Below are 24,978 nucleotides of genomic sequence, written 5' to 3'. Positions count from 1 at the left end.
GCGCGCGGCGGGCCGCAGTGCCCTGGAGGTGGCCTTGTCGAACCGGGATGGCGCGGAGGCGGACCGGGACGCCGATCACGCCCGCGTACTGGCCCGTCTGCACACGGCGGAAGAGGCCGCCGAGGAGATCGGCACGACCCTGGACGAGCAGACCATCTGTGCCGAGCTGGCCCGGTTCCTGTGCCGGCACCTGTGTGACGCCGCGGCGGTGGAGCTGCTCACCGAGCCCGGCACCGGGGCGCGGACCCCGTCCCCCGCGGCGCTCACCCGCGTCGCGACGGCAGGTCTGGTGAAGGTGCTGGAGGCGCGGTTCCCGGACGAGGGACCGGGGCGGCCCGGGGGCACATCACCCTCCCTGCGGGCGCTGGACGAAGAGCGGCCGGTCACCGTGGCCGCGGTCCTGCCCGGCGGCCGCTCCGCCGAGGCCGTGGCGGCGCCGCTCCTGGCGTACGGCCGTCGCTACGGTGTGCTGCTCGCCCTGCGCGCGGGCGGCAGTTTCACCGAGCACGAGACCGCCACCGTGCACCACCTGGCACGCCTCACCGCCACCCGGCTCGCCCACGCCCGCCGGTATGCCGCGGTGCAGGGCACGGCGATGGACCTGCAGCGGGCGCTCCTCGCGGAGCCGGGCCGGCCGCACCCCAACCTGGAGCTGGCCACCCGCTATCTGCCGTCCGGCACCAGCGCCCTGGTCGGCGGCGACTGGTTCGAGACGGTACGGCTCCACTACGGGCGCACCCTGCTCGTCATGGGGGACGTCATGGGGCACGGGCTCGACGCGGCGGTCGACATGAACGCCTACCGCTCCCACCTCCGGTATGTCGCCTCGACCGATCTGCCGCCCCACCGGGTGCTGCGGCAACTCGATGTCGCCGTGGCCGGGGAGGAGTCCCGCCGGCCGGCGACCTGCCTGCTGGCCAGGGTCGACCCGGCGCGCGGAATCGCCGCGTTCGCCAGCGCGGGCCACCTCCCCCCGGCGGTCATCGGCCCCGAGGGCGCCACCTCCCTGGTCGATGTCCCCGTCGGCCCGCCCCTGGGCACCGGAGTAGGGGGCTACGAACTTGTCACCCGTGCCGTCACTCCCGCGGAAACCCTGCTGATGTTCACCGACGGGCTCATCGAGCGGCGCGGTGAGGACATCGACGACTCCCTGGCCCGGCTGGCGAAGATGCGGCTGCCCGCCGGGGCCGGCGTGGAGCAGGTGCTCGACGAGGTCCTGCTCCGCCTCGACGGGCTGCACGCCGAGGACGATGTCGCCGTCCTCGCCGCACGGATGCGGCACCATCCGGGGGCGGAGCCGGCCGGACCGGTGGAGAACTGACGCCGGCCGGGGCACCGGGACCGACGCCCCGACGCATCCGGAAGTCGGCTGAACGCTCCTGACCCGCGGTGCGTATCTCAGGGTGAGCCGAGGGATTTTCCCCGATTCCCGGCTCGGCCCCGGTTTTGCCTGTGGACCCGGGCCGCGCGGTCGCTCCGCCCCTGCTACCCCCTGGCAGAGGCGGAGCGACCGCCCACTTCGCAGATGCCGGGCCCTGGTCGGCTCCACCGAGTGGGTAGCCGGCCACAAGACGGGGATCCCTGCGCACGAGCGGGTGATCCGGATTCCGGCCCGCATGGTGCGGATTCTGAGGGAGGCGTGTGATGCCGCTGAACGCGCAGCAGCTGAACACCGCGACGTTCGCTGAGCTGCTCGCCGACACCCACCGCACGGCGGTCCACCTGGAGATGCGCGACGTCTATGCCGTAGGCGACGAACGAGAGGACTTCGAGACCTTCCTGCGCACCGGCATTCCGAACTTGGACCCGGCCCGCTCGTTCTGGCCGCAGTGGATGCCGCTCGTCCAGGACACGGACATCCGCACCTGGTGTGCGGCCTGCGGCGCCGACGACCTCATCGCCACCGCCCGCGCCGTCGACTCTATGTACCTGGAGTGGCGCCGCCTGCACCGCACCGGCATGCGCAAGGTCCAGCAGGACTGGAACTCCCTGCACGAGCAGACTCGCGTCTGCCGGGTCTACGTCTCCAACGTGCCGCCCGGCTTCTTCCAGACACCCGGCTTCGCCACCGCCCTCATGAACCAGATCACCACCTTCCAGGGCACGCCGAACGACGTCTCCGAAGCGGTCGCCACCCGCGTTGCCCGCTCCCGTTTCCTGTACGAGGGCAGCCACCGGTACGTCGTGCTCATGGAGGAATCCGTCCTCGCTACCGCACCGCCGGCCCCGACGCCATGCGCGGGCAGCTGCGCCACCTCCTGGCCGTGATGCCGCTGGCGTCCGTCTCGCTGGGGATCATCCCGTTCACCGCGCAGCGCACCGTGTGGCCGCTGGAGGCGTTCTACCTCCACGACGACACCCAGGCCGTGGTGGAGACGCTGACGGCGGAGATCAAGGTGACGCAGCCGCGCGAGCTCGCCGACTACGCGAAGGCGTTCGCCGGCCTCGCGGAGATGGCCGTGTACGGCGACGCGGCCCGCACGCTCATCCAGGCCGCGATCGACGCCCTGGAGTGAACCTCCGCAATTACCCGCAATTTCGTTGAGGACCGAACGGCGGCCTCCGTAGCGTCGAACGACACCGACGCCCCAGCAACGGAGGCGGTGCCCATGCACGCACCCACGACCACCGGCCCCCAACCGGAAGGCCCCGGGCTCCAGCCCCCGAATTCGGTCGGCCTTCCCCGGCGCTGCTGGAACGTGCTGACCGTGGCTACACCCGCTTCCTCGCTCACACGGTCCCGGACGGCCCCAACGGCGACCACGACAGCGCGGCAAGGCCCCGATGAGCAGCACCCACACCGTGCTCTACGACCCCCACGGCCTGATCGAGGCCGAACTCCCCCTGTACCGCGCACCGTACGAAGCGCTCGTCACCGCCGTGCTCGCGTGGAAGGACCCGCACCTCGAACCCCGCGACTACGAGCAGATCGCCCTCCAGCTGACCGGGCACGCCCGCGCTGGGCAGCAGGTTGGTGATGCCGGCGTGGCGCGCGTCACGGTGCAGGGGCGGGCGGTCTCTCGGTCTTTCGTGACCCATGGCCGATCGGCCACGATGATCGGTCAGGAATTAACCGCAGGTGTGATGCGCCTACCACTTCCGCGCGCGGCGGATTTCAGAAGCTGCGGCCGGCGGCCCGGCGGGATCGGAATCCGGCTGATCAATGGCTGAATCGCCAGCCCCAGAGTTGCCTTCGGTCTGCATCGTGAGAGGCACTGCGAGAGTCATCGCCTATGTGAACTGCATGTTCGTCACCTTTTCTGGATGCCTCGTGGGTCCTGGCTGCGGCACGCAGCGCCACTTCGTGTCAACGCAATGTTGATATTGTCGGTATGGAAGCAGGCTCAGGGGGGAGAGTGCGAGGGTGTCGTCGAAGACGTCTGTCGATCCGGGGGAATTACGTGCCGCGGCTCACGCGGAGGACTCGATCTCCCAGGACATGACGGACAAGAACCGCAAGGCGATCAGTACTACCAAGGACGCGGGGGCGTTGCTCAGGGGCTGGTCGTTGTCGGAGGCATTGCTGACTGTGGCCGACACCTGGGGGCCGGCGCTTGACGGCATGCGCCGGCGTGCCGCAACGGGCGCCTCCAATCTCAGGATCTGTGCCGACGGGCACGAATGGAATGACGCCGCGGCGTCCAAGGACTTTGAGGCGACGGGTGCCCAGGCCCAGTCGGCGCCGCAAACCATGTCCGCATTCGGCGGACCAGGGGGCGTTGGTTCGGAGGGCCGGTACGGGATGCCGGGTTCCGGGTTGCTGCGCGACAGTCTCCAACCGGACTCCACGATCGGCGGTCCCGGAGCAGTCGGGTCCGAAGGCCGGCATGCCATTCCTGGTGCCGCGTCGCTGCGCGACAGCATCTCCGGCGACGCCGGTGCCGGTGGCCCTGGAGCAGTCGGGTCCGAAGGGACATCACCGGTGGCAAACCCCGCGTTTGTGGACCGTGGGGACGCTTCGCATCCCGGTCGCGATGCCGGCGCGGAATGGACCACCGACGAGATGCAAAACGCCAAGCCAATGCGGGCGTCGACCGGGGATTCCCCCTTCGGGTGAGGATCGACTTACGGCGACAACTGTTCCAACGGGGGAGCATCAAAGAATTGACCAGTTATTACCTGCGACTGCTGAAGCAGGACTTCTCGGACTGCGATGAGGCAACAACCGCGTGGCATCGGCTGTCCACGCACATGGACGAGCTCAACAACCAGCACCGAACAAAGGTAACCGGGCCACTCCACGCGCACTGGTCCGGGGATGACGCCGACAGTGCGCTTTTCTACTTGGAAGACCTGGAAAGCCGGTTCGGCATCGTTCGCACTGAAGCGATGGCTATATCCGAAACGATCAGAGACGCGGCGTCCAAGATGCTCGCTGCGCAGATTCACTTGCGCAGTACCGTCAAGGAATGCGAGGGAGAGGGCCTGTGGGTGGACGACGGGGGAACTGTTCGCCCGCCCCAGGGGCCTGTATTTCCAGGTGAGAGCGAGAACGACAAGGCGGAGTCGTTCGGCACGATGCTGTCTTACCAGCAAGAGATCAATCGTTGCGTGAATCGGGCGCGGGAGGCGAGTGATGAGGCGGCCAAGGCGTTGGGGCGCCTGAGCGGCGACATTCTGTCGGGCGATATCTCCGATCGGGCGGGAGAGGCGCGCGAGGACGTCAAGCAGGTTTCCAAGGACCTGCATACCGATATCGGCAAGCCTCACCCGCCGAGTGATCCCAAGGCTGCCGCAGAGTGGTGGAAACTCCTGCCGGAGGACACGCGAGAGTCGTACACCGCTCTGCACCCGGAGATCGTTGGCCGAACCGACGGGCTGCCGTCCACCACCCGTGACGACGCCAACCGCCTCGCCCTGGAGCAAGAGCTGGGCGCGATGGAGAACTACAAGTACCACGACAAGTACTCAACCGACGAGTACAACCAGCGACTCAACAACCTGCAAATGCTGCAGACGGAACTGGACAAGCGCGACGGCGTCACCGGGGAAAAGCAGCTCTATGTTCTCGGCTTCGACTCCGAAGGCGACGGAAAGGCCATCTTGGCGATGGGTAATCCGGACACCGCGGACAACGTCGGCGTCCAGGTACCCGGCACAGCCACGACGATGGAATCCACCGGTGGACAGCTGCAACGAGTGGACGCGCTACGGCGGTCGGCCGAGGGTGCGGATCCATCGGCGAAGACGTCCATGGTCTACTGGCTCGGCTATGACGCTCCCGAGATTCCTGTCTCCGAGGCACAAAACTTGGACGTCGCCGGCACAGGCCGTGCCGACGACGCAGCGCCGACTTTGCGGAACTTCACGCACGGGCTACGAGCTTCGCACGAGGGCGATGAGCGGGCCAACATGACCGTGCTCGGTCACAGCTACGGCTCCACGGTGGTTGGAGCTGCCGCCGCGCACAACGGTGGTCTGGACGTGGACAACATTGCCGTTGTCGGTAGCCCGGGTATGACGGTGGACAAGGCGGAGCAACTCAATATTGACCCCGACCACGTCTATGCCGGACAAGCCCAGGATGATGACATCAAATATGCGGGAGGGCTCTCTTTGGGCCCAGACCCCGCAGTACCGGGAGGGGGCTTCGGGGCGCACCGGTTCAAGGTGGACACTGAAGGACATAGTGGCTACTGGGACGAATCCGAGTCCGGCCCGAGCGAGAGCCTCAAAAACCAGGGCAGGATTATTTCAGGTCAATCCCCCAGCGCGGGCCCCAAACCACCCCATATGGAACCCGTGCCAACGCCGCCTGGTCCTCGACCAATTTTCTAGGGAGAGGAACATTCGTACCTCCAAGCGATTCTCGCGACCCCGATCGGCTCTACCCTTCTGTCTGGTTTCCCTGGCCGTCCTCTTCACCGGAGCCTGCGTGTCCCCGTCACCGAGCGAAGATGTCAACAAGCCGCTGCCACGCAAGAGCCGCCAGGACTCTCTGGCATGGGCAAAGCAGTACACCTCGGCGATGGCTCACTACGCCGAGGTGGAAATCGGCCATCAATTTGGCCCCTTGGAGAACTTCGGAGATTGCGTCGGGAAGCACGACGAGGTGGCCGATGACGGCAGGTACAGGCTCACATACACGGTGTACGCCAAGCTTCCCCGAGACCAGCACATCGCCGCGGCCCGTAAGTTGCGTACGGCGCTGAAGGAGCACGGGGTGGAGATCACCGACTTCACCGAGCGGCCGGAAAAGCCCGAGGTCATCATGTACGCCAGACATCCTCGTGAGAAGTTCTTCGTGGTAGCAGACACTGTCAAGCCCCCAAACACCCTCCGACTGGAGGTCAGCACACCTTGCTTCCTCCCGCCCGGAGCCAAACAGCAGAAGTTCTGACCAGCTTCGCAGCGGCGCCTGCCCCGCTGCACACCTCTATGCCCTCGACGCCTTGCTGGCAGAAGAGCAGACACGGGAACCGCCTGAATAGGCAATTCCAAGGGGTAGTAGCAAGCTTGACATGTGGCGAGGGAATCCATAAATGCAGGCATGGCCGCCCTCGCCACCGCACCGTACGTGAGACAGGTGGCCTACGGCCTAGCCTCAATGTCAGAAGGCGGCATGTACCTGCCCCCGTAGACCAGGTGCCGCATGAGTTGCACCCACACTCGCCGGCCCCGAACCGGAACGACGGTCTCCGCCCCCGCCTTCAGCCGGCCTTCCCTGGCGCCGCTGGCCCGCGTCTACCGTGGCTACGCCTGGTTCCTCGCCCACACCACCCCGGCCGCTCCGGACGACCACACCGCCGACCACGCCCCTGATGGCGCGGCGAGGAACCGGTGAGCGGCACCCCCACCGTGCTCTACGACCCTCACGGCCTGATCGAGGCCATCCCGGCAGATACCGTGCCGGCCCGCCCCGATGACGGGACGTCAGCCGCACCGGAACCCCGCACAAGGGGCATGTGTCCAGGTCAACGGCGCGCTCGATACGCTCTTTCCGCCGCTGCCGGCCGCGGCTCTGTCCATGCCGGCCCATGCCGACTTCTCACGGGGGTTTCCTATGTTCGGAATCGTCAGGCCCTGCACCCATCGTCTGTCCCAAGGGCTCAAGGCGGAGTGGATGGCCCATCTGTGTGGCCTCTGCCTTGCGCTGCGCGGCGATCACGGGCAGTTCGCCCGGGTCGTCACGAACTACGACGGGCTGATCGTCTCGGTGCTGGCGGATGCTCAGTCCGGCGCTCAGGAGGTCCGCCGCCGGACCGCCGGACCCTGCCCGCTGCGGGGGATGCGGACCGCTTCGGTGGCGAAGGGGGAGGGCGCGCGGCTGGCGGCTTCGGTGTCCCTCGTGCTCGCCTCGGCGAAGATACGTGACCATGTCGCCGACCGGAACGGAGCGCTGCGCCGCCGGCCGGTGGCCGCCGCCGCGCGCAAGGTCGCCGCGGGATGGGACCGGGCCGGGGCGCGCACCGGCGCCACCCTCGGCTTCGACACCGCGGTGCTGGTCGACGCGGTCGACCGGCAGGTGGGCATCGAGGAACTGGCCGGTCCCGGCACGCCGCTGACGGTCATCACCGAACCGACCGAGACGGCGACCGCCGCGGCCTTCGCTCACACCGCGGTGCTGGCGGGCCGGCCGGGCAACGCCGCGCCGCTGGCCGAGGCCGGCCGGCTCTTCGGACGGCTCGCCCACCTCCTCGACGCCGTGGAGGACCGCACGGCCGACGCCGCCGAGGGCGCCTGGAACCCGCTCACCGCCACGGGCGCCACCACCGCGCAGGCCCGCCGGCTGTGCGACGACGCCCTGCACGGCATCCGCCTCGCCCTGCGCGACGTGGAGTTCACCGACTCCGCCCTGGTGCATGTGCTGCTGGTGCACGAGCTGCGCCGGTCGGTGGACCGCGCCTTCGGCACCGCCGCCTGCTCCCACCAGGGGCACGGAGCGCCGGGCCCGTACGGCGGTCAGGGCGGCAACCCGTACGGGAACGGACTCGGTCAGCCTGGCCCGTACGGCCGGCCCCCGCAGTACGGCCAGGCGCCGGCCGGCGGCCCGTACGCCCAGGGCGGGCAGCATCTGAACGGCCAGCAGAACCCCTACCACGGCGGCCGGATACCCCCCGGCGGTCCGGGCGGCGGCGACGGTGGCGGCTCGGGCGGTGGGGACGGCGGGATGCCGCAGTTCCCGCAGAAGCCGAAGAAGCCCCGTGGCTTCTTCACCGGCTGCGCGGTCGCCATCGGGCTGTGCTGCACCTGTCAGCTCTGCTGTGCCGAGGAGTACGAGGGGCCGTGGTCGCGCAAGAAGCGCGAGGGGTGCTGCCAGAACTGCGACTGCGACTGCAACGGCTGCGGTTGCGAGTGCCTCGGCTGCTGTGAATGCCTCACCTGCTGCAACTGCTGAGCGCCGGCCGAGCCTCACGGGACACCCAGGGCCGGGCGTAGCCTGGGGCGCGATCCGACCCCGCCGAGAGGAGCCCGGCCATGGCCGCCGGTACGCCGTTCGCCTTGGTGGATGTCTTCACCGATCAGCCGCTGGAAGGCAATCCGCTCGCCCTGGTCCCCGACGCCGACCCGCTGCCCGAAGGGCTGCTGCCCCGTATCGCCCGCGAATTCCATCAGGCCGAGACGACGTTTCTGCTGCGCCCGGACCGGCCCGGCGCCACCTGGCGGCTGCGTTCCTTCACCGCGGCGGGCGTTGAGGTGTTCGGGGCCGGCCACAACGCCCTCGGTGCCTGGTGGTGGCTGGCCGCCGCGGGCCGGCTCGGTCCGGGCCTCGGCACCGGCCGCTGGTCCCAGCAACTCGGCACCGAGGTACTGCCGGTCGGGATCACCGCGGACGAGCACGGCCTCATCGAGGTCACCTTGGAACAGCGAGCGGCGGCGTACGGGGACGAGCTGACCGACCGGGCCGCGCTCGCCGAGGCACTCGGAGCCGACGGCCGGGAACTCGGCGCGGCCGCCGGGCTGCCCGTCGCGCAGGTCGTCTCCACCGGCGCCGCGCATCTGATGGTCGGGCTCCGGGACCGTGGGGTGGTCGACGCCGCGCGTCCGGATGCCGCCCGGCTGCGGGCGCTGCTGCCCGAAGTCGGCGGCCAGGGTGTGTACTTGTACGCCCTCGACCCGGCCGAGCCCGGCGCCGATGTGCACGCGCGCTTCGTCAACCCGGTCGCCGGGATCACCGAGGACCCGGCCACCGGAAGCGCCGCGGGCCCGCTCGCCTGTCTCCTGGGCAGGCACGGCCGGGCCGGGAACGAGGTGACCCTCGTGCAGGGGCATACGCTCGGCCGCCCCTCGCACCTGCGGGTCACCGTCATCGACGGCATCCCCTGTCTCACCGGCCGGGCCGCCTTGGCCGCGACCGGTGAACTCCACCTGCCGGGGTGAGACGGAGGGTGCCCTCCCCAGGCGTGGGCAGTCCCCTCCGGGCGGTGCGGGCGGACCGGAAGATCCGCACTGCCGCCGGGAGGAGCCGACACGCGGGAGCAAGCCTTACGAGGGGAAACCCGGTGCGGGGCGGCCACGGATCGGTGCCCTGGCCGCCCCGGTCGGTCAGGCGCCCGGCGGCACGTGTGACGGGCGGCCGGAGCCCCGGGTGAAGCGGTAGCCGGCGATACCGGCGAGGGCCGCGAGCAGCCCGCCCACCGCGGTCCAGATCCAGCGGTCGGACCACCAGCCGGAGGACCAGCCGCCGTCCGGCTCGCCGAGGGCAGCGGAGGTCCCGGGGGCGCTGCTCTCCTCGGGCCGCGGTGTCGCGGTGCCGGCACCGGGCACCAGGGGCGCGGCGAGGCTGCCGTCCACCGCGTGGGCACCGCCCGTGTCGGCCGTGGTGGCGTCGACCTCGGCGCGGATGGGCAGACCGAGGTCGTCCTTCCGCAGGTCGGTGACCGTCAGCCGGATGTAGTAGCTGCCCGGCAGCGGGTCGTTCGCCCAGGGTTCCGCCCAGGCGCGGACCGTTCGCAGGGTGCAGGACAGTTCGACCGACCCGGCGTCCTGCGCCGCCTTCCTGCTCTGCGCGCCGTAGGTGCACGCCTGGCGGCGGCGCAGCCCGTCGTAGACATCGAGCTGCCAGGTGGCGGTGCCGTGCCGGGCGGCCTGCGGGAGCGTCACCTTGGCCTTCACGGTGGCGCGCTGTCCCGCGTCCACGGGCAGCACCCAGTAGAGGTAGTCACCGGTGGAGGCGCGGGCCGTGGCCCGCTGGTCCGGCTTGATGGCGGTCGCGGTACGGAAGGAGGTACCGGCCTCGGTCGGAGCGGCCGCCTCGGCATCGGCGCTCGCGCTGGGGGAGGGGCTGTCGGCGACGGCGGTTCCCGCGAGGCCGAGGAGTCCGGCGCTCGCCAGCACGGCGGTCATCAGGGTGCGTAGGGTGCGCATCAGTTGGTCCTCCAGACGGTGACACGCCAACGGGATATCCAGCCCCACAGCAGACCGGCCACCAGCCCCGTGAGCACCATCGCGGCCAGGAACCACCAGCCGTGGCCGAGGCCGAAGAAGGCCGCGTCGGAGGCCTCGTCGGGGCCGTCCACCAGGTCGACGGTCAGCTCGACCGGCATGCCCGGGTCGGTCTTGACCGAGGCGGGCGCCGAGAAGGAGTTGCTGACCTGCAGGCAGACGGTCTCCGTCGCGGGCTTGTCCGTGTCGTCCGAGGACGTGAGCGGCGCCTTGGGGTAGCGCAGCCCGGAAGAGATCACATCCGTACGGCCGTCGCCGGCCTCCGCACCGCGGACGATCTCCCGGCCGTGCACGGTCGAGGCGCGCAGCAGGACCCCGTAGTCGTTGTTGACCGCGCGGTCGGCGGCGATGCTCACCGAAGCGCGCAGCTCCTGGCCGGGCCGGACCGCCACCCGGTACCAGCGGTGCTCGGCGAACTTCTCACGGTCGGTGTAGACACCGGGCTTGAGCTCCGGCGCGCCGGCACACTGCTGGGTGCCCTCGGCCGGCTTCGGCGTGACGACGGGCCGGGCCGCACGGTCCACCAACTGGTGTACGCGGTCCCGGAGTTCCTTGGTGTGCTGGACCGAGGTGTAGGTACCGCCGGTCGCCTCCGCGATGCAGCTCAGCTGGTTGCGGGTCTTGGCGTTCGGCAGCAGCCCGAGGGTGTCGACGGTGAGGTGGATGCCCTTGGCGGCGATGTCCCGTGCCACCTGGCAGGGGTCGAGCGGGGCGCAGGTGTCCTCGCCGTCCGTGATGAGGACGATCCGGCGGGTCGCGTCGCCGCCCTTGAGGTCGTCGGCCGCGCCCAGCAGCGCGGGCCCGATGGGCGTCCAGCCGGTGGGGGCGAGCGTGGCCACCGCGGTCTTCGCCTCGGTCCGGTCGAGCGGCCCGACCGGGTAGAGCTGCCGGGTGTCCTTGCAGCCGGTTTTCCGGTCCTCGCCACGGTAGTTGGCGCCGAGGGTACGTATGCCGAGCTGGACGTCGTCGGGCACGGCGTCCAGCACCTCGTTGAACGCCTGTTTCGCCGCGGCCATCCGGCTCTGCCCGTCGATGTCACGTGCCCGCATCGAGCCGCTGACATCGAGCGTCAACTCGACCTTGGGGGAAGACTTCGCCTCCGGTTCACCGGCGACGGCAGGTGTGGGGAGCAGCGCGACGGCCATCGCGGCGAGCAGGCCGCACACCCCGGCCGCCAGCCGTTTTCTTGTGATCATTGCCGGATCGTATGGAGAAACGCCCCGCACTCCAAAACGGCCGCAAGGGCGGTGCGGTGAGCGGCCGGTGGCGGGCAACGGCCACTGGCGGTGCCGAACGGTCCGGCCCCCGTTCTCCCCTCGCCGCGGCGCGGTCCCCGGCCGCCGCGGCCTCCCCGCCTTCCCGTGAGCTCCGGTCATTGCGGCCGACAACCACTCTCCCGTACGGTCGGCACACTGCGTCTCACTGGATGGTGTTGAGTCCCAACTATTGGGACATGCCCTGTTGTTGAGGAGTAAATCATGTCACGGACGACCCAGGGGTGGGGCCGAGATGCGGATACCGCCTATCCGTATGTGCGGTACCCGGCGCCGTAGGCGCGTACGGGCCGCTGTCCCTGCCCGAGGCTTCCCTCCCATCGGTCCGGATCCGTCCGGCCCACATCTGCCGAGCGCCCCGCCGCACCCGCGACGGGTGCCGTACCGCCCTGGAGAGCCCATGTATCTGGCCACCGTTACCCACCAGGGGCGCGACCGGCTCGCCGGCCGGCTGGCCCCCCAGGATCCCTGGCGGCTGGCACCGCCCTCCGTGTCCCTGGCGGAGGTCATCGGCGGCACCCTGCCGTGGTCGTGGAACCAACTCCCCACCGGGGCCGACCTCGTGCCGGTCCTGCCGTACCGGCCGGGCGCGCTGTACGGCGTCGGAATGAACTACCGGGACGCCATCGAGGAGAGGGGCGGGGAGCGCCCCGCCGAGCCCCGCCTCTTCCCCAAGCTCTCCTCCAGCGTCATCGGCAGCGGCGAGGCGGTCGTCATCGACCCGGAACTCACCCAACGGGTCGACTGGGAAACGGAGTTGGCCGTCGTCATCGGCACCGAGGCCCGGCAGGTGTCCGAGACGGACGCGCTGCGGTACGTCTTCGGCTACACCGTCGCCAACGACATCTCCGCCCGCGATCTTCAGGAGCGCGACGGACAGTGGCTGCGGGGCAAGGGCCTGGACACCTTCTGCCCCTTCGGGCCGGTGCTGGTCACGGCCGACGAGATCCCGGACCCGCAGCGGCTGCGGATCCGCACCCGGGTCAACGGCGAGACGGTGCAGGACGGTTCGACGGCCGACATGGTCTTCGGGGTCCCGGCCCTGATCGCCTACCTCAGCCGGTTCTTCACCCTGCGGCCCGGTGATGTGGTGCTGACCGGAACCCCGGCGGGGTGCGGCGACTTCATGCGGCCGCGGCGTGGCCTGCGACCGGGCGATCTGCTGGAGTCGGAGGTGGAGGGGATCGGACGGCTGGCCAACCCGGTGCGCAGCAGTGTGCGCGACGGTGCCGGCGAGCGCGTCACCGTGCCTCAGGAACCGGGCGGCAAGTAGCCCAGGGACGAGGAGAGTTCACGGCACACCTGAGCCACCACCGGACCGTAGGTCGGCACCAGCGGCGCCATACGTTCGGCCACACCGGCCACGCTGATGCAGGCGACCGGCATCCCGGTGTGGTCGTAGACGGCGGCGCCGCAGCAGCAGCTCGACTCGTCGAAATCCCGCAGATCCTGGGACCAGCCACGCTCCCGGGTGCGCTCGACCTCGGCGTGCACCTCCGAGACCGTGGCCGCGGACACCGGGGACATCGGGTCGCGGACCAGCTCGATCAGGGTGTCCTCCAGCTTCTGCTGCGGCAGCGCCGCCAGATAGGCGCGGCCCAGCGAGCTGGAGTGCAGCGGGCGGGAGGCGCCCAGCTCGGCGGTCACCACCGCCGGCCGGGTGCCGCGCTCGCGGTGGACGAACACCATGGTCAGGCCGTTGGGTACGCCGAGGCTGACGGTCTCCTGGGTGAGCTCGGCGAGCTTGCGCAGCGCGGGCGCCGCGGTATCGCGCAGATTGGTCGAGGCCACCGCCGCGGACGCGAGGCGTACGGCCGTCGGCCCCAACTGCCACTGGCCCGCGGCCGGGGCGTGGGTCAGCCAGCCCTGCTCCTCCAGGCGGTCGACGAGACGGTACGCCGTGCTCCGGGTCAGCCCCAGCGCCTGCGCGATCTCCGGAGTCGAGACACCGCGGTTCCCCGCCACATGGGTCAGGATCGCCAGCCCGCGGTCCAGCGCGCCCGCGGCCCGCTCGCCCGAACTCCCGCCCCCGGGCGTCCGGCCGGTCCCCGGCGCCTCTGACTCGCTCATCGTCGCCCTCGGCCTTCCGGTAACGCTGCGGATCCGATCGATCGAGTGACACTACCGACCCAATTCCGGCGCTGCCACTGGGACTTGCGCCTGCCGTGAAGCCGTTGGCGCGTCCCGTCTCCGCAATGAACGAGATCATGTCCTAATGAATGGGACTCCGCAAGGTGTGGGGGACGGAGACGGCGATTCCTGCCCGCCGGACCACGGCGCTCGCCGGCACCGGCCACCGGCCACCGGCCACCGGCACCGGCCACCGGCACCGGTCACCGGCCACCGGGCGCGGGGCGAACGGCCGTTGCGGTTCGGTGCCGTGGTCAGGCCACCGCCGCGGCCATCCGCCGTACCGCCTCGGTGAGCAGACCGGGCGAGGTCGCCAGGTTGAGCCGGACGTGCCCGGCGCCGCCGGTGCCGAAGCTCGTCCCGGGGCTGAGGGCCACTCTGCCGCGGGCGAGAAAGGCCGCTGCGGGATCGTCGCCGAGGCCCAGCGGGCGGCAGTCGAGCCAGGCGAGATAGGTCCCGGCGGCGGGGCGGTAGCGGACCTGGGGGAGCCGCTCGGCCAGCAGGCCGGCCAGCAGCCGGCGGTTGTCGTCGATACCGGCGCGCAGCGCGTCGAGCCAGTCGCGGCCGTCGCGCAGGGCTGCGGTGTGGGCGATGATGCCGACGTGGCTGGGGCCGTGGCTGACCTCTTCCGGGAGGCGGGCCAGATCGTCGGCCGCGGCGGGCCCGGCGACGGCGAGCGCGGCCTTGAGACCGGCCAGGTTCCACGCCTTGGACGCCGACATCAGCGCGAGCCCGTTCTCCGCCCCGGGCACGCTCAGATAGGGCACGAAGGCGGAGTCATGGGCCACCACGGGCGCATGGATCTCATCGGCGACGACCCGTACGCCGTACCTGTCCGCCAGCGCCGCGACGGCGGTCAGCTCCTCGGCGCTGTGCACGGCACCGGTGGGATTGTGCGGGCTGCACAGCAGGTACGCGGCCCGCCCGCCGCTCGCTACGGCATGCCGGAACGCCTCCTCCAGCGCGGTGAAGTCGATCCGCAGGTCCCCGCCCAGCGGGGCCTCCACCACGCGCCGGTCCATATGCGTCACGAACTGGTAGAACGGCGGATAGACCGGGCAGTTGACGACCACCGGGTCTCCCGGCCCGGTGATCAGCTTGAGCATCTCGACGATGCCCAGCATCACATCGGGCACGATCGCCGTGCGCTCCACGGCGAGTCCGTCCCAGCCCCACCGGGTCCGGGCGAAGTCGGCCAGTGCCGCGGCGTACGCGTTCCCCGCCGGGTAGCCGGTGTCGCCGAGCGCCACCGCGTCCGTGATCGCCCGGGCGACCGGTGCGGCCAGCGGTACGTCCATCTCCGCCACCCACAGCGGCAGCACGTCCTCCGGATAGGTGCGCCACTTCATGCTCGTACGGCGGCGCAGTGCGTCGAGGGAGAGCCGGTGCAGCGGGTTGGTGTCGTCGGGTGTGTCACGCGGCGCGCTGTCCATGAGGCCAAAATAGGCAGGTTCTCCGGCGAAGGGCAGAGGGGCGGGCTCATCGGGCGAACCTGTGCGCGCCGGGCCGGGCCCCGGCCGGTGCCGGGTGTGCCGCGGCGGTCAGGTGGCGGTGAGGACCAGCGCGGCCTGGTCGTCGGGGGTGGACGGGCCCGCGAAGGCGGTCACCGCGGCATTGATGGAATCGATGAGACCGGCGGCGCCGGAGGACGTGGAGTGCCCCGGGAGGAAGGCTTCGGCCAGGCGCTGCTCGTCGAAGAACTCGCCGGCGGCGGAGCGGGCCTCGGTGATGCCGTCGGTGACCAGGATCAGGCTGTCGCCCGGGCAGAGGACGAGGTGGCAGGGGGAGCCGTCGAATGCGGGGGCGACGCCCAGCAGCAGGCCCGACTGGGCGAGTTGTTCGACCGTGCCGTCGGCGCGGCGGACGAGCGGGGGGACATGGCCGGCGCGGATCAGGTCCAGCGTGAGGTGGGATGCGGAGTGCCGCAGTTCGCCGTAGACGAGCGAGACGAAGACGTCCTCGCCGACGGAGCTTCCGGTCAGCGCGTCGTTGATGGCGGCGACCACGTCCGCCGGGTCGTGCAGCAGCCGCGCGGCGGCGCGGGCGGTGTGGCGGACCATACCGGTGGTGGTGGCGGCCAGGGCGCCGCGCCCGCACACATCGCCGATCATGAGCCCCCAGCGGTTGTCGGGGAGCGGGAAGACGTCGTAGAAGTCGCCACCGACATCGAGCCCTTCGCCCGCGGGGTGATAGGACGCCGCCAGCTCGGCGCCGGGAATCGTGGGCAGCTCGGGAGGCAGCAGACCGGCCTGCAGGTCGCGGGCCAGCTGGACGCGGTCGGTGAACTGGTGGGCGTTGTCGGCGCTGGACGCGGCCCGGCGGGCCAGCTCCTCGGCGAGGGCGATGGCATGGCCGTCCAGGGGCGGGCCGGTGGCCAGAAGGGTCAGTACCCCGAAGGTGCGGCCGCGGGCGCCCAGCGGTACGGACACATATCCGGTGACGCCGGGAAGTGCGGGGCGGCCGCCGCGTGCCACATCGGCGTGGTCCGTCTCCGTCGCGCCGGAGGCCAGTACCCGGACCACCGCCCGCTCGACCTCGTCCTGCATGCCGGGGGCGGCGAGGAGCTCCACGTCGGCCCGGGTGGCGGCGGCCACGGCGATCCGCCGGGTCCGGCCGTCCTCCAGCACATGGACCGTGCACAGCGGCGCCAGGGTGGGCACGGTCAGCCGGGCCAGGCACTGCAGACAGTCGGCGTAGTGCAGCTCACGGGTGATGGCCGTGCTGGCCTCCAGGACGAAGGCCAGGTCGTCCCGGACCGCCTTCTCCCGCTCCTGGGCGGCGCGCTCCGCCTCCATGGCCTGGTGGCGCTCGATGGCCAGCGCGGCAATACGGGCGAAGGCGCCGCTGAGGGCCACGTCCTTGTCCGAGGGAGCCTTGGGGATGCGGTGGTAAATCGCGAAAGTGCCCAGCAGCCGGTCGTCCGTCCCCATGATCGGGGTGGACCAGCACGCCGCGACCTCGGCCCGCTCGGCCAGGTCGCGGTAGTTCTTCCACCGGTCGTCGGTGGCGATATCGGTGACGATCACCGGCTCGCGCAGATAGGCGGCCGTACCGCAGGAGCCGACGTCCGGACCGATTTCGACCCCGTCGATGGCGTCGTTGTAGAAGGCGGGCAGGCTCGGGCCGGTGCCGTGCAGCAGATGCCGGCCCTCGGGATCGATGAGCAGCACCGAGACGATCAGTTCCGGTGACAGCTCCTCGATCGCCCGCGCCATGCCGGTCAGGATGTCGCCCAGCGGGGCGTCGCCCGCGATCTGCTCCAGCAGGAGGCGCTGCTCGGCCGCGAGGAGCTGGGCGTGGTGGAACGCGGTGGTCTCCACCGCGATCACGACCACCCCGTCGATCTCGCCGTACGCGTCCCGGCGGGGCTCGTAGGTGAAGTCGAAGAACCCCTCCCGCTCGGCCCCTGGTACACCGAGCACCAGCCGCCCCGCGCGGGCCCGGTAGGCGGTACCGGTGCGGTAGACCTCATCGAGACGGTCGAGGACGCCCTGCGGGGCCAGCTCGGGAATCAGCTCACCGAGCGGCACATCGATACGTCCACGGTCGCGTCCGAAGGCCTCGAAGAACGCCGGATTCGCCGCCTCCAGCAGATGGGACGGGCCGCTCAGCGCGGCAAAGATCACCGGAGCCTGATCGAAGAGGTCCTCGTACTCCTCGCTCCGGCGAGGCGGGGACCTGAGATGTGTGGTGACCGCGCCGAGGCGATCCGACTGAGTGGACATGACAGGCAACTCTTCCTGCACGCACCGATGCGCGGTCCGTCCTCCTCCCACTCTGGCACACCGCTCCGCGTATTCCAGGCCACGGCCGGAAAGGTCGCCGAGGGGATCCGCTCGGCGACACAGCGGAATCGGCGACGCGGCGACACGGCGGACGGGAAAGCGGCGACGCGGCGGGCGGGGGAGCGGCGACAGGGCGGGCGGGGCGCCAGCGACAAGGCGGGCCGGTGAGCCGGCGACACGGCGAGCGGGGGCGCGGGATCACATCCGACTTCGATGATTCCTCCCGTATTGTCCAGGCGGTCGATTTGCCTCAGGCGTCGAGCGGACGGCCCGCCCCGGTTCCGTATGGACCGGGCCGTTCCACGACCACCGCAAGGAACGCAGTGATCGAACTCGCCCCGGACCAGCTCCCCCCGCTCGCCCGCTGGTTCGCGGCCGGGTCGCCGGGGACGGCAGCGCTGGCCGAACATGTGCCGGCCTCCGGAACCGGCCGCTGGTGGGCCGACCGCGCCCCTGCGCCCCGCGCCCTCGCCGTCTCCTGCGCCGGTCATGTGCTGCTCCGCGGTGACCCGCGCGCCCTGGCGCCGGACGCCCTCGCCGTCTTCGACGCGCACTATGTGCAGGCCCCCGCCGGCTTCCTGCCGGCCCTGAGCGGCGCCTTCGGCCGGATCGTGCCGTGGGAGCGGATGCTGTACGTGCACCAGGTGCCCGTGGCGGCGCCGTGCCCGCCCCGCGGGGTGACGGTGCGCCGGCTGGTGCCCGAGGACGCCGCGGCGCTGGCCGCCCTCGCCCCGGACGCGGCGTGGGTCCATGCCAGCTGGGGCGGCCCGGCCGGTCTCGCCGCCTCCGGACTCGGCTGGGCGGCCTTCGGGAAGGACGAGGTCCTCGCCGTCGCCTGTACGTACTTCCACGGCACCGCGTACGAGGACATCGCCTGCTACACCGACCCCGCACACCGCCGCCGGCGCCTCGCCCTAGCCTGTGTGACCGCCCTGTGCCAGGACGTCGCCGGCCGCGGCCACACCCCCAGCTGGACCTGCTCCCGCGACAACCGCCCCAGCCGGCTCCTCGCCTGGACCGCCGGTTTCCGCCTGGCGCACGAGTATGTGCACTACCTCACCGGACAACCGGCGCGGCGCGGTCCGGCGCCGGATGCACCGTCGGATCACCCGGCTGCCGCCGTCCCCGGGGACACGAAAGCGCCACCTCGCTGAGCACCGCGGCGGCGGGGCCCGGACTACGTACGCTGACCTGGCCGTCGCGCCGATGGCTGGACATTTCGCGGTACGACAGGAGCACACGATGGCCGCCTCCGCCCCTGCCGGTTCTCCTTCCGGGGCCACGGCACGGCAGCGCCTGCGCGCCTGGATGCTGGAAGGCCTGGCCGATATGGCCAGGCATCAGAAAGGGCCGCACGCCGGGCCGGTGAGTGCCCACCGGGGACAGCGCTGGTGGCGGGTGATGTGCCTGACCGGGGTCGACTACTTCTCCACCCTCGGCTATCAGCCGGGCATCGCCGCCCTGGCCGCGGGGCTGCTGTCACCGATCGCCACCATCGTGCTGGTCATCGTGACGCTCGCCGGCGCGCTGCCCGTCTACCGGCGGGTGGCGAAGGAGAGCCCGCACGGCCAGGGCTCGATCGCGATGCTGGAGCGGCTGCTGTCCTTCTGGAAGGGCAAGTTGTTCGTCCTGACCCTGCTGGGCTTCGCCGCCACCGACTTCCTCATCACCATCACCCTGTCGGCGGCCGACGCCTCCACCCACCTCGTGGAGAACCCACATGTCAGCAGCGTGCTGCACCACCAGCAGATGGTCATCACGCTGATCCTGATCGCGCTGCTCGGCGCGGTGTTCCTCAAGGGCTTCCTGGAGGCGATCGGAGTCGCCGTCGTCCTCGTGGGCCTCTACCTCGGGCTGAATGTGGCCGTGGTCGTCGCCGGACTGTGGCATGTGGCCACCGCACCGCATGTCGTCCCCGACTGGTCCCATGCCCTGACCACCGAGCACGGCAGCCCCCTGGCGATGGTCGGTGTGGCCCTGCTGGTCTTCCCGAAGCTGGCGCTGGGCCTGTCCGGGTTCGAAACGGGTGTCGCGGTCATGCCCCACATCGAGGGCGACCCCGGCGACACCGAGGAACGCCCCAGGGGGCGGATCCGCGGGGCGAAGAAGCTGCTCACCACCTCTGCCGTGATCATGAGCGTCTTCCTCATCATCACCAGCTTCATCACCACCCTGCTCATCCCGGAGCAGGCCTTCCAGCCCGGCGGATCGGCCAACGGCCGCGCGCTGGCCTATCTGGCCCACGAGTACCTGGGCTCCGCGTTCGGCACGGTCTACGACGTCTCCACCATCGCCATCCTCTGGTTCGCCGGCGCCTCGGCCATGGCGGGCCTGCTGAACCTGATGCCGCAATACCTGCCGCGCTACGGAATGGCGCCCCACTGGGCCCGGGCGGTGCGCCCGATGGTGCTGGTCTTCACCCTGGTCGCCTTCCTGGTCACCTGGATCTTCAACGCCGACGTGGACGCCCAGGGCGGCGCCTACGCCACCGGCGTCCTGGTCCTGATCAGCTCCGCCGCGATCGCCGTGACCATCGCCGCGCGGCGGGCCCGGGAGCGCGGCTGGACGACCGGCTTCGCCGTGATCTCCCTGGTGTTCCTCTACACCACCATCGCGAACGTCATCGAGCGCCCCGACGGCGTGAAAATCGGTGCCTGCTTCATCGCCGGCATCATCCTGGTGTCGTTCCTCTCCCGCCTCGCCCGCGCCTTCGAACTACGCGTCACCAGCGTCGTGCTCGACGAGATGGCCGAGCGGTTCGTGCGCGACATCGCCCACCGCAAGGTCCGGTTCATCGCGAACGAGCCCGACCAACGGGATCTGGCCGAGTACCGCGACAAGGTCAAGCAGATCCGGACCGACAATGACATCCCGGCCGAGGACGACCTCATCTTCGTCGAGGTGACCGTCGGCGACCCCTCGGAATTCGAGAGCGAACTGCGGGTCCGCGGCGAGGTCATGCACGGCCGCTACCGCGTGCTCTGCCTGGAGAGCTCCACCATCTCCAACGCACTGGCCGCGCTGCTGCTGCACGTACGGGACACCACGGGAGCCCTGCCGCACATCTACTTCGAGTGGACCGAGGGCAGTCCCTTCGCCCAGTTCCTCCGCTTCTTCCTCTTCGGCCAGGGTGAAGTCGCCCCCGTCACCCGCGAAGTCCTCCGCGAGGCCGAACCCGACCGCGACCGCCGCCCCCGCGTCCACGTCGGCTGAACGGGCTGCTCCGCCGGCCACGACCGTGGTCACGATGTGGTGGACGGCCGCGGCGTCCGGCGGGGTGCCCTCCCGGCCGGCGAACAGGCGCCGTACCGTGCCTACCTGTCGAGGCGGGGTCCTGCTGCCCCGGGAATGGATCATGGAAGGATGGGGTCGGGCATCGGCGGGGGCCCGGCGCCGGGCAGGGGGCAGCTAATGATCAGCATCGCCATGAGCGCCGACGCGTTGGCGGCCACGCGGTTCGCGGTCTCACCGTTGATGCAGGCCGGAGCGGTGCTGCACCCGCATCGCCCGCAGGCAACGGGCCGTGTCGGCGTGCCCCGACAGCAGGTCGATGGCGCGCTGCAGGATCGGCATCTGCATCTGCTGTCCGCGCTGCGCCGCGAGATCCGCGGTTATGCTCCGGACTTCATGACTCCCGGAGCGGTCGCGGACGGCACGCCGGATCTCGAGGCGGAATTGCATCGGGTCGCCACGACGCCTGCTCCTGTCGTCGCCCGGCAGATGAACCGTATGTTCCGGACCTCGTCCCTGCGGGGGCAGACATCCACTCGTGCGCGTCCCGGTGTCAGGGATTTCCTGGAACGCGGCGAGCGGGCCTTCGCGCAGAAGGCCGCCGACGAGCTGGAGTCGTTCTGGCGTCAGAGCCTCGCGCCCCTGTGGCCCTCCGTCGCTGCCGGCATCGAAGCCGATATCGAGCACCGGGCGGGCCTGATCGCCCGCAGCGGTCTGAGCGCCGTACTGAACTCCCTGCACCGGGACGTCGCCTACGGCTGTGGCGCGCTGCACCTGGAGAGCGAGCACCGGATCGAGGTACCCGGGACCACGGACCTCACGCTCTTTCCCTCGCCAGTGGCGCACAGCTGGCTCGTCAGCGTGGATCCCTGGCAGGAACGCGGCATCTACCTCATCTACCCGACCCGTCGTCCCCATGGACCGGACCGGACCGCCGGCGGAACCGGTCCGCTCCTGGGCAGCGTCCTCGGCCACTCCCGGTCCACCCTGCTGGCCGGCCTCGATCTGCCCCGCACCACCAGCCAGCTCGCCGACCGCCACCATCTGAGCCCGTCGACCGTCTCCTATCACCTCAGCCATCTTCTCCGGGCGGGGCTGGTCACCCGGGCGCGGGAAGGAAGCCGGGTGTACTACCGGCGCACGGTGAACGCCGAGCGGATGTGTGGCGGTCGAGCGGCCTCTGGTGATGGTGTGTCACGGAGCCGTCGTGACACACCGGTTGGTTCTGCTCCCCAGCAGGCGGCCGACCATGAGGGAGTCGTGTCGGCGTAAAGGCGTGCGGCCGCAGGAGTGGCGACAGCCGACGGCTCAGCGTCGGCCCCGTCCCCCGCGACCGTCCTGTCCGCGACCGCTCCGTCCGCGCACCAGCACGCAATCGCCGCACACGGCGCCCGCGGCATTGGGGGCGGCCTGGTAGATCAGGCAGCAACTCCTCCGTGTGAAGCGGCCGTTGTGGGTGTCCAGGGTGTGGGTGTCCCGCAGTTGCGGCTGCCGCAGGAAGGCCAGGGCCGCCGCGCGGGCGGGCTGTTCCAGGCCCGGGGCCGCCGCCGTGATGCCCGTGGCCGCGCCGTTCACGGCCGAGGCCACGTTGCCCCACAGGATGCGCCGGGACACCGAGAAGGGGGCAAAGGCGTCCACCAGGGCACGCACCGGTCCGTCCAGCATGTCCGCGGCGATGGCGCCGGCCGTGCGGGTGTCACCGCCGGCGACCGGGGTCCCCGCCTCCCGGGGCAGCGACAGCCGGAAGGCGCCCCCGAGGGCGGAACCCCACCACAGGTCGCCCAGTGTGAGCGGCCGCGACGGCAGGCCGTGCAGAGCGGCCAGGCCGAGGACCGGTGAGATGACCCGCGCCACCAGGCCCAGATGGGCCACCGATGCGGCCACCCGAGGCGCGACGGCTTCGGGTGGTCGGCCGCTGTTGGCGGCGAGAGAGGCCCGCACCGATGCGACCCGCTCCCGCAGGACGCCGCTCCCTTCCTGCGCCGCCTCGCTCAACGGCCGCCAGGGCGGGCTGGGTTCGGACCCCGCAGCGTGTGTCTCGAAGGCACAGAAGGGCCCGAGTGCCGCCAGGTGTGCCGTCGACGCTGCGGAGGGTTCCGTCATGGTGTGCGGTCCGATTCCTCGATGGGGGGCAGTGGCAGCACCCCGGAGGGGGTGAGGGTGCGGTCGTTCACGGGCGCTGCCGTTCACGTGCGCTGCCGGTAGAGGTCGGTGAGCAGCGCGACGGCGGCATGGGTGGCCGGATGCGGGTCATGGCGTCGCCAGATGAGGTGGACCGCGACGGGTGCGGCGTCCCGGATCCGCCGGAAGACGATGCCGTCGCGCCGGTACTGGTTGACGGTGCTCTCCGGTGTGATCCCGACGCTGCGGCCGGTGGCGATCACCGCGAGCCAGTCGTCGATGTCCTGGGTGTACTCGACGACCGGACGCGTATCGGGGGGCCACAGGTCGGCGGTGGTGGTGCCGGTGCGCCGGTCGATGAGGAGGGTACGGGCGTGGATGTCGGCCAGGGGGATGGCCCGGCGTTTGGCCCAGGGGTCGTCGGCGGCCATGGCGCAGTAGCGGCGTTCCTCGCCGACGACGGCGCTGGCGAAGCGCGCGTCGTCGAAGGTCGTACGGACCACGGCGAGGTCGCACAGGCCCTCCGCCAGGCCGCCGGTGGCGGAGTTGGTGCGGACCAGATGCAGTTCGATGTCGGGATAGCGGGCCGCCCAGCGGCGCTGGTACTCGGCGGTGTGCCGGCCCATGGCCGACCAGGCGTGGCCGATGCGCAGCCGGGTGTGACCGGTGGTGGCCTCGCGGATGAGATTGTCGGCCTCGGCCAGCACCTTCCGGGCGCGCGCCAGCACCTGAACGCCCGCGGTGGTGGGGATGACGCTCCTGCTGGTGCGGTGCAACAGCCGCACGCCGAGGGAGTCTTCGAGCGAACCGAGCGTCCGGGACACCGCGGCCTGTGAGATCCCGAGTTCGATGGCGGCATCGGTGAAGCCACCGGCATCGACGATCGCCACCAGACAGCGCAGATGTCGCAGTTCCATCCCACATCCATAACCACAGCGCATTGATGAGTACGAGCATGCATTTTATGTATGGACGCCCACGGGCGGATGCTGCCGTGCATGAGACGAAGCACGCAAGGCCTGCCGCTCCTGGAGGCCGCTCGTGGGGGACCGGCGGCGCGCTCGGGCCGGCTGGCGGGCGTGGCGATGATGTGCGGCAGCGGACTCGCCAACCAGACCGGCGCCGCGACGGGAGCGCTCGCCTTTCCGGCGATCGGACCGGCCGGGGTGGTGGCCGTACGGCAGTGGGTGGCCGGGCTCGTCCTCCTGGCGGTGGGCCGGCCCAGGCTGCGCTCGTTCACCTGGCGGCAGTGGTGGCCGGTGCTGTGCCTGGCGATGGTGTTCGCCACGATGAACCTGTCGCTCTACACCGCCATCGACCGCATCGGCCTGGGCCTGGCGGTGACCCTGGAGTTCCTCGGCCCACTGGCCGTGGCCCTGGCCGCCTCCCGTCGCCTGGTGGACCTGCTGTGTGCCCTTGTCGCCGGTGCGGCGGTGGTCATTCTGACCCGTCCCCAGCCGACCACCGACTACGCGGGCATCGCCCTCGGTCTGGTCGCCGCCGTGTGCTGGGCGTCCTACATCCTGCTCAACCGCCTGGTCGGAGCCCGTCTGCCCGGTGTCGAGGGCTCCGCCGCGGCCGCCGGTGTCTCCGCGCTGCTCTACCTGCCCGTCGGGATCACCGTGCTCGCCCACCACCCGCCGAGCGCGAGCGCCCTGGGATATGCGGCCACCGCGGGCATCCTCTCCTCGGCCGTACCGTTCCTCGCCGACCTGCTCGCCCTGCGCCGGGTCCCCGCACGGTTCTTCGGGATCTTCATGAGCGTCAATCCGGTCCTGGCGGCACTGGTCGGCCTGGTCGTCCTGGACCAGACCCTGGAGGGGATCGAGTGGCTGGCCGTCTCCTCGATCGTGGTGGCCAACTCCGTCAGCATCCTGGCCGCCGGTCCGCGCCCGGCGCCCCCTCCGGTCAGGCGTGGCGGCACGGCGCTCCCGGCCCCCGCGACGGCCCCCGCCCCGGCAACGCTCCCCGCCCCCGCGGCGGACTCCACCACTCCGCACGGCACACCGGCCGGTGCCCCCGCGCGGTGTGAAGCCCGCTGAGCCGCTTGC

General features: G+C 71.1%; 19 protein-coding genes and 3 pseudogenes. 15 read left to right on the top strand and 7 right to left on the bottom strand.

What is annotated here, in order from left to right; all coding sequences use genetic code 11:
* Positions 1-34: 34 nt before the first annotated feature.
* The 10 genes and pseudogenes from NUT86_RS04100 (at position 35) to NUT86_RS04055 (ending at position 9,321) form a co-directional block, all read left to right on the top strand.
* A complete protein-coding gene (locus NUT86_RS04100; RefSeq protein ID WP_274733468.1) occupies positions 35-1,321 on the top strand; it encodes a PP2C family protein-serine/threonine phosphatase in 1,287 nt (428 codons plus the stop codon).
* Positions 1,322-1,644: 323 nt separating this feature from the next.
* Positions 1,645-1,851: pseudogene (locus tag NUT86_RS40585) on the top strand (DUF6879 family protein); the annotation flags it as partial.
* Positions 1,834-2,516: pseudogene (locus tag NUT86_RS40580) on the top strand (DUF5753 domain-containing protein). The pseudogenes NUT86_RS40585 and NUT86_RS40580, both read left to right, overlap by 18 nt.
* Positions 2,517-2,784: 268 nt before the next feature.
* Positions 2,785-3,171 (top strand): hypothetical protein, encoded by a 387-nt coding sequence (locus NUT86_RS04085; protein ID WP_274733462.1) that lies wholly within the window; start codon positions 2,785-2,787, stop codon positions 3,169-3,171.
* A 193-nt stretch (positions 3,172-3,364) separates the two neighbouring features.
* Positions 3,365-4,057, top strand: a complete 693-nt coding sequence (locus NUT86_RS04080) for a hypothetical protein (protein ID WP_274733461.1) — start codon at positions 3,365-3,367, stop codon at positions 4,055-4,057.
* Between the two features lie 47 nt (positions 4,058-4,104).
* A complete protein-coding gene (locus NUT86_RS04075; RefSeq protein WP_274733459.1) occupies positions 4,105-5,778 on the top strand; it encodes an alpha/beta hydrolase in 1,674 nt (557 codons plus the stop codon).
* A gap of 190 nt (positions 5,779-5,968) precedes the next feature.
* Positions 5,969-6,340, top strand: a complete 372-nt coding sequence (locus NUT86_RS04070) for a hypothetical protein (RefSeq protein ID WP_148588679.1) — start codon at positions 5,969-5,971, stop codon at positions 6,338-6,340.
* Between the two features lie 252 nt (positions 6,341-6,592).
* A complete protein-coding gene (locus NUT86_RS04065; protein WP_274733456.1) occupies positions 6,593-6,784 on the top strand; it encodes a hypothetical protein in 192 nt (63 codons plus the stop codon).
* A gap of 219 nt (positions 6,785-7,003) precedes the next feature.
* Positions 7,004-8,338, top strand: coding sequence for a DUF5685 family protein (locus NUT86_RS04060; protein ID WP_274733454.1), 1,335 nt, complete (start codon positions 7,004-7,006; stop codon positions 8,336-8,338).
* An 80-nt stretch (positions 8,339-8,418) separates the two neighbouring features.
* Positions 8,419-9,321, top strand: a complete 903-nt coding sequence (locus NUT86_RS04055) for a PhzF family phenazine biosynthesis protein (RefSeq protein WP_274733452.1) — start codon at positions 8,419-8,421, stop codon at positions 9,319-9,321.
* 165 nt (positions 9,322-9,486) lie between these two features.
* Here NUT86_RS04055 and NUT86_RS04050 read toward each other — a convergent pair whose 3' ends face one another.
* A complete protein-coding gene (locus NUT86_RS04050) occupies positions 9,487-10,308 on the bottom strand; it encodes a hypothetical protein (RefSeq protein WP_093638150.1) in 822 nt (273 codons plus the stop codon).
* Positions 10,308-11,582: a VWA domain-containing protein gene (locus NUT86_RS04045; RefSeq protein ID WP_159491202.1), complete on the bottom strand. Its 1,275-nt coding sequence runs from the start codon at positions 11,580-11,582 to the stop codon at positions 10,308-10,310. The genes NUT86_RS04050 and NUT86_RS04045 overlap by 1 nt, the downstream gene beginning before the upstream one ends.
* A gap of 478 nt (positions 11,583-12,060) precedes the next feature.
* Here NUT86_RS04045 and NUT86_RS04040 point away from each other — a divergent pair, with 478 nt between their 5' ends.
* Entirely contained in the window at positions 12,061-12,933 is an 873-nt protein-coding gene (locus tag NUT86_RS04040) for a fumarylacetoacetate hydrolase family protein (protein ID WP_274733448.1), read from the top strand.
* Here the strand turns inward: NUT86_RS04040 and NUT86_RS04035 are convergent.
* From NUT86_RS04035 to NUT86_RS04025, 3 genes are all read right to left on the bottom strand, one after another.
* Positions 12,912-13,730, bottom strand: a complete 819-nt coding sequence (locus NUT86_RS04035; RefSeq protein ID WP_159491206.1) for an IclR family transcriptional regulator — start codon at positions 13,728-13,730, stop codon at positions 12,912-12,914. The two genes, NUT86_RS04040 and NUT86_RS04035, sit on opposite strands and share 22 nt — an antisense overlap.
* A gap of 314 nt (positions 13,731-14,044) precedes the next feature.
* A complete protein-coding gene (locus NUT86_RS04030; RefSeq protein WP_274733445.1) occupies positions 14,045-15,223 on the bottom strand; it encodes a MalY/PatB family protein in 1,179 nt (392 codons plus the stop codon).
* Between the two features lie 108 nt (positions 15,224-15,331).
* The gene (locus NUT86_RS04025) at positions 15,332-17,515 is read right to left on the bottom strand and encodes a SpoIIE family protein phosphatase (protein WP_274733443.1); all 2,184 of its coding nucleotides are present in this window, start codon (positions 17,513-17,515) and stop codon (positions 15,332-15,334) included.
* Positions 17,516-17,898: 383 nt separating this feature from the next.
* Here NUT86_RS04025 and NUT86_RS04020 point away from each other — a divergent pair, with 383 nt between their 5' ends.
* From NUT86_RS04020 to NUT86_RS04010, 3 genes are all read left to right on the top strand, one after another.
* On the top strand, positions 17,899-18,729 hold the full coding sequence (locus tag NUT86_RS04020) for a GNAT family N-acetyltransferase (RefSeq protein WP_274733441.1): 831 nt from the start codon (positions 17,899-17,901) through the stop codon (positions 18,727-18,729).
* A gap of 88 nt (positions 18,730-18,817) precedes the next feature.
* The gene (locus tag NUT86_RS04015; protein ID WP_274733439.1) at positions 18,818-20,788 is read left to right on the top strand and encodes an amino acid transporter; all 1,971 of its coding nucleotides are present in this window, start codon (positions 18,818-18,820) and stop codon (positions 20,786-20,788) included.
* A gap of 198 nt (positions 20,789-20,986) precedes the next feature.
* Complete coding sequence (locus tag NUT86_RS04010; RefSeq protein ID WP_274733437.1) at positions 20,987-22,078, top strand: winged helix-turn-helix domain-containing protein; 1,092 nt, start codon at positions 20,987-20,989, stop codon at positions 22,076-22,078.
* Between the two features lie 36 nt (positions 22,079-22,114).
* On the opposite strand, the gene NUT86_RS04005 is transcribed toward NUT86_RS04010, so the two are convergent.
* Together NUT86_RS04005 and NUT86_RS04000 are read right to left on the bottom strand one after the other, a co-directional pair.
* Positions 22,115-22,909 carry a (2Fe-2S)-binding protein gene (locus NUT86_RS04005; RefSeq protein ID WP_274733436.1) on the bottom strand — a complete coding sequence of 265 codons (795 nt, stop codon included), beginning with the start codon at positions 22,907-22,909 and terminating at the stop codon, positions 22,115-22,117.
* Between the two features lie 83 nt (positions 22,910-22,992).
* A complete protein-coding gene (locus NUT86_RS04000; protein WP_266439700.1) occupies positions 22,993-23,844 on the bottom strand; it encodes a LysR family transcriptional regulator in 852 nt (283 codons plus the stop codon).
* Positions 23,845-23,925: 81 nt separating this feature from the next.
* Between NUT86_RS04000 and NUT86_RS03995 the strand changes: the two are divergent.
* Positions 23,926-24,801 (top strand): annotated as a pseudogene (locus NUT86_RS03995) (EamA family transporter); the annotation flags it as partial.
* Positions 24,802-24,978: the final 177 nt, after the last annotated feature.

The sequence above is a fragment of the Streptomyces sp. G7(2002) genome, assembly GCF_028870195.1.
Taxonomy (GTDB): Bacteria; Actinomycetota; Actinomycetes; order Streptomycetales; family Streptomycetaceae; genus Streptomyces; species Streptomyces nigrescens.
This window is presented reverse-complemented; position numbering and strand designations above follow the sequence as displayed.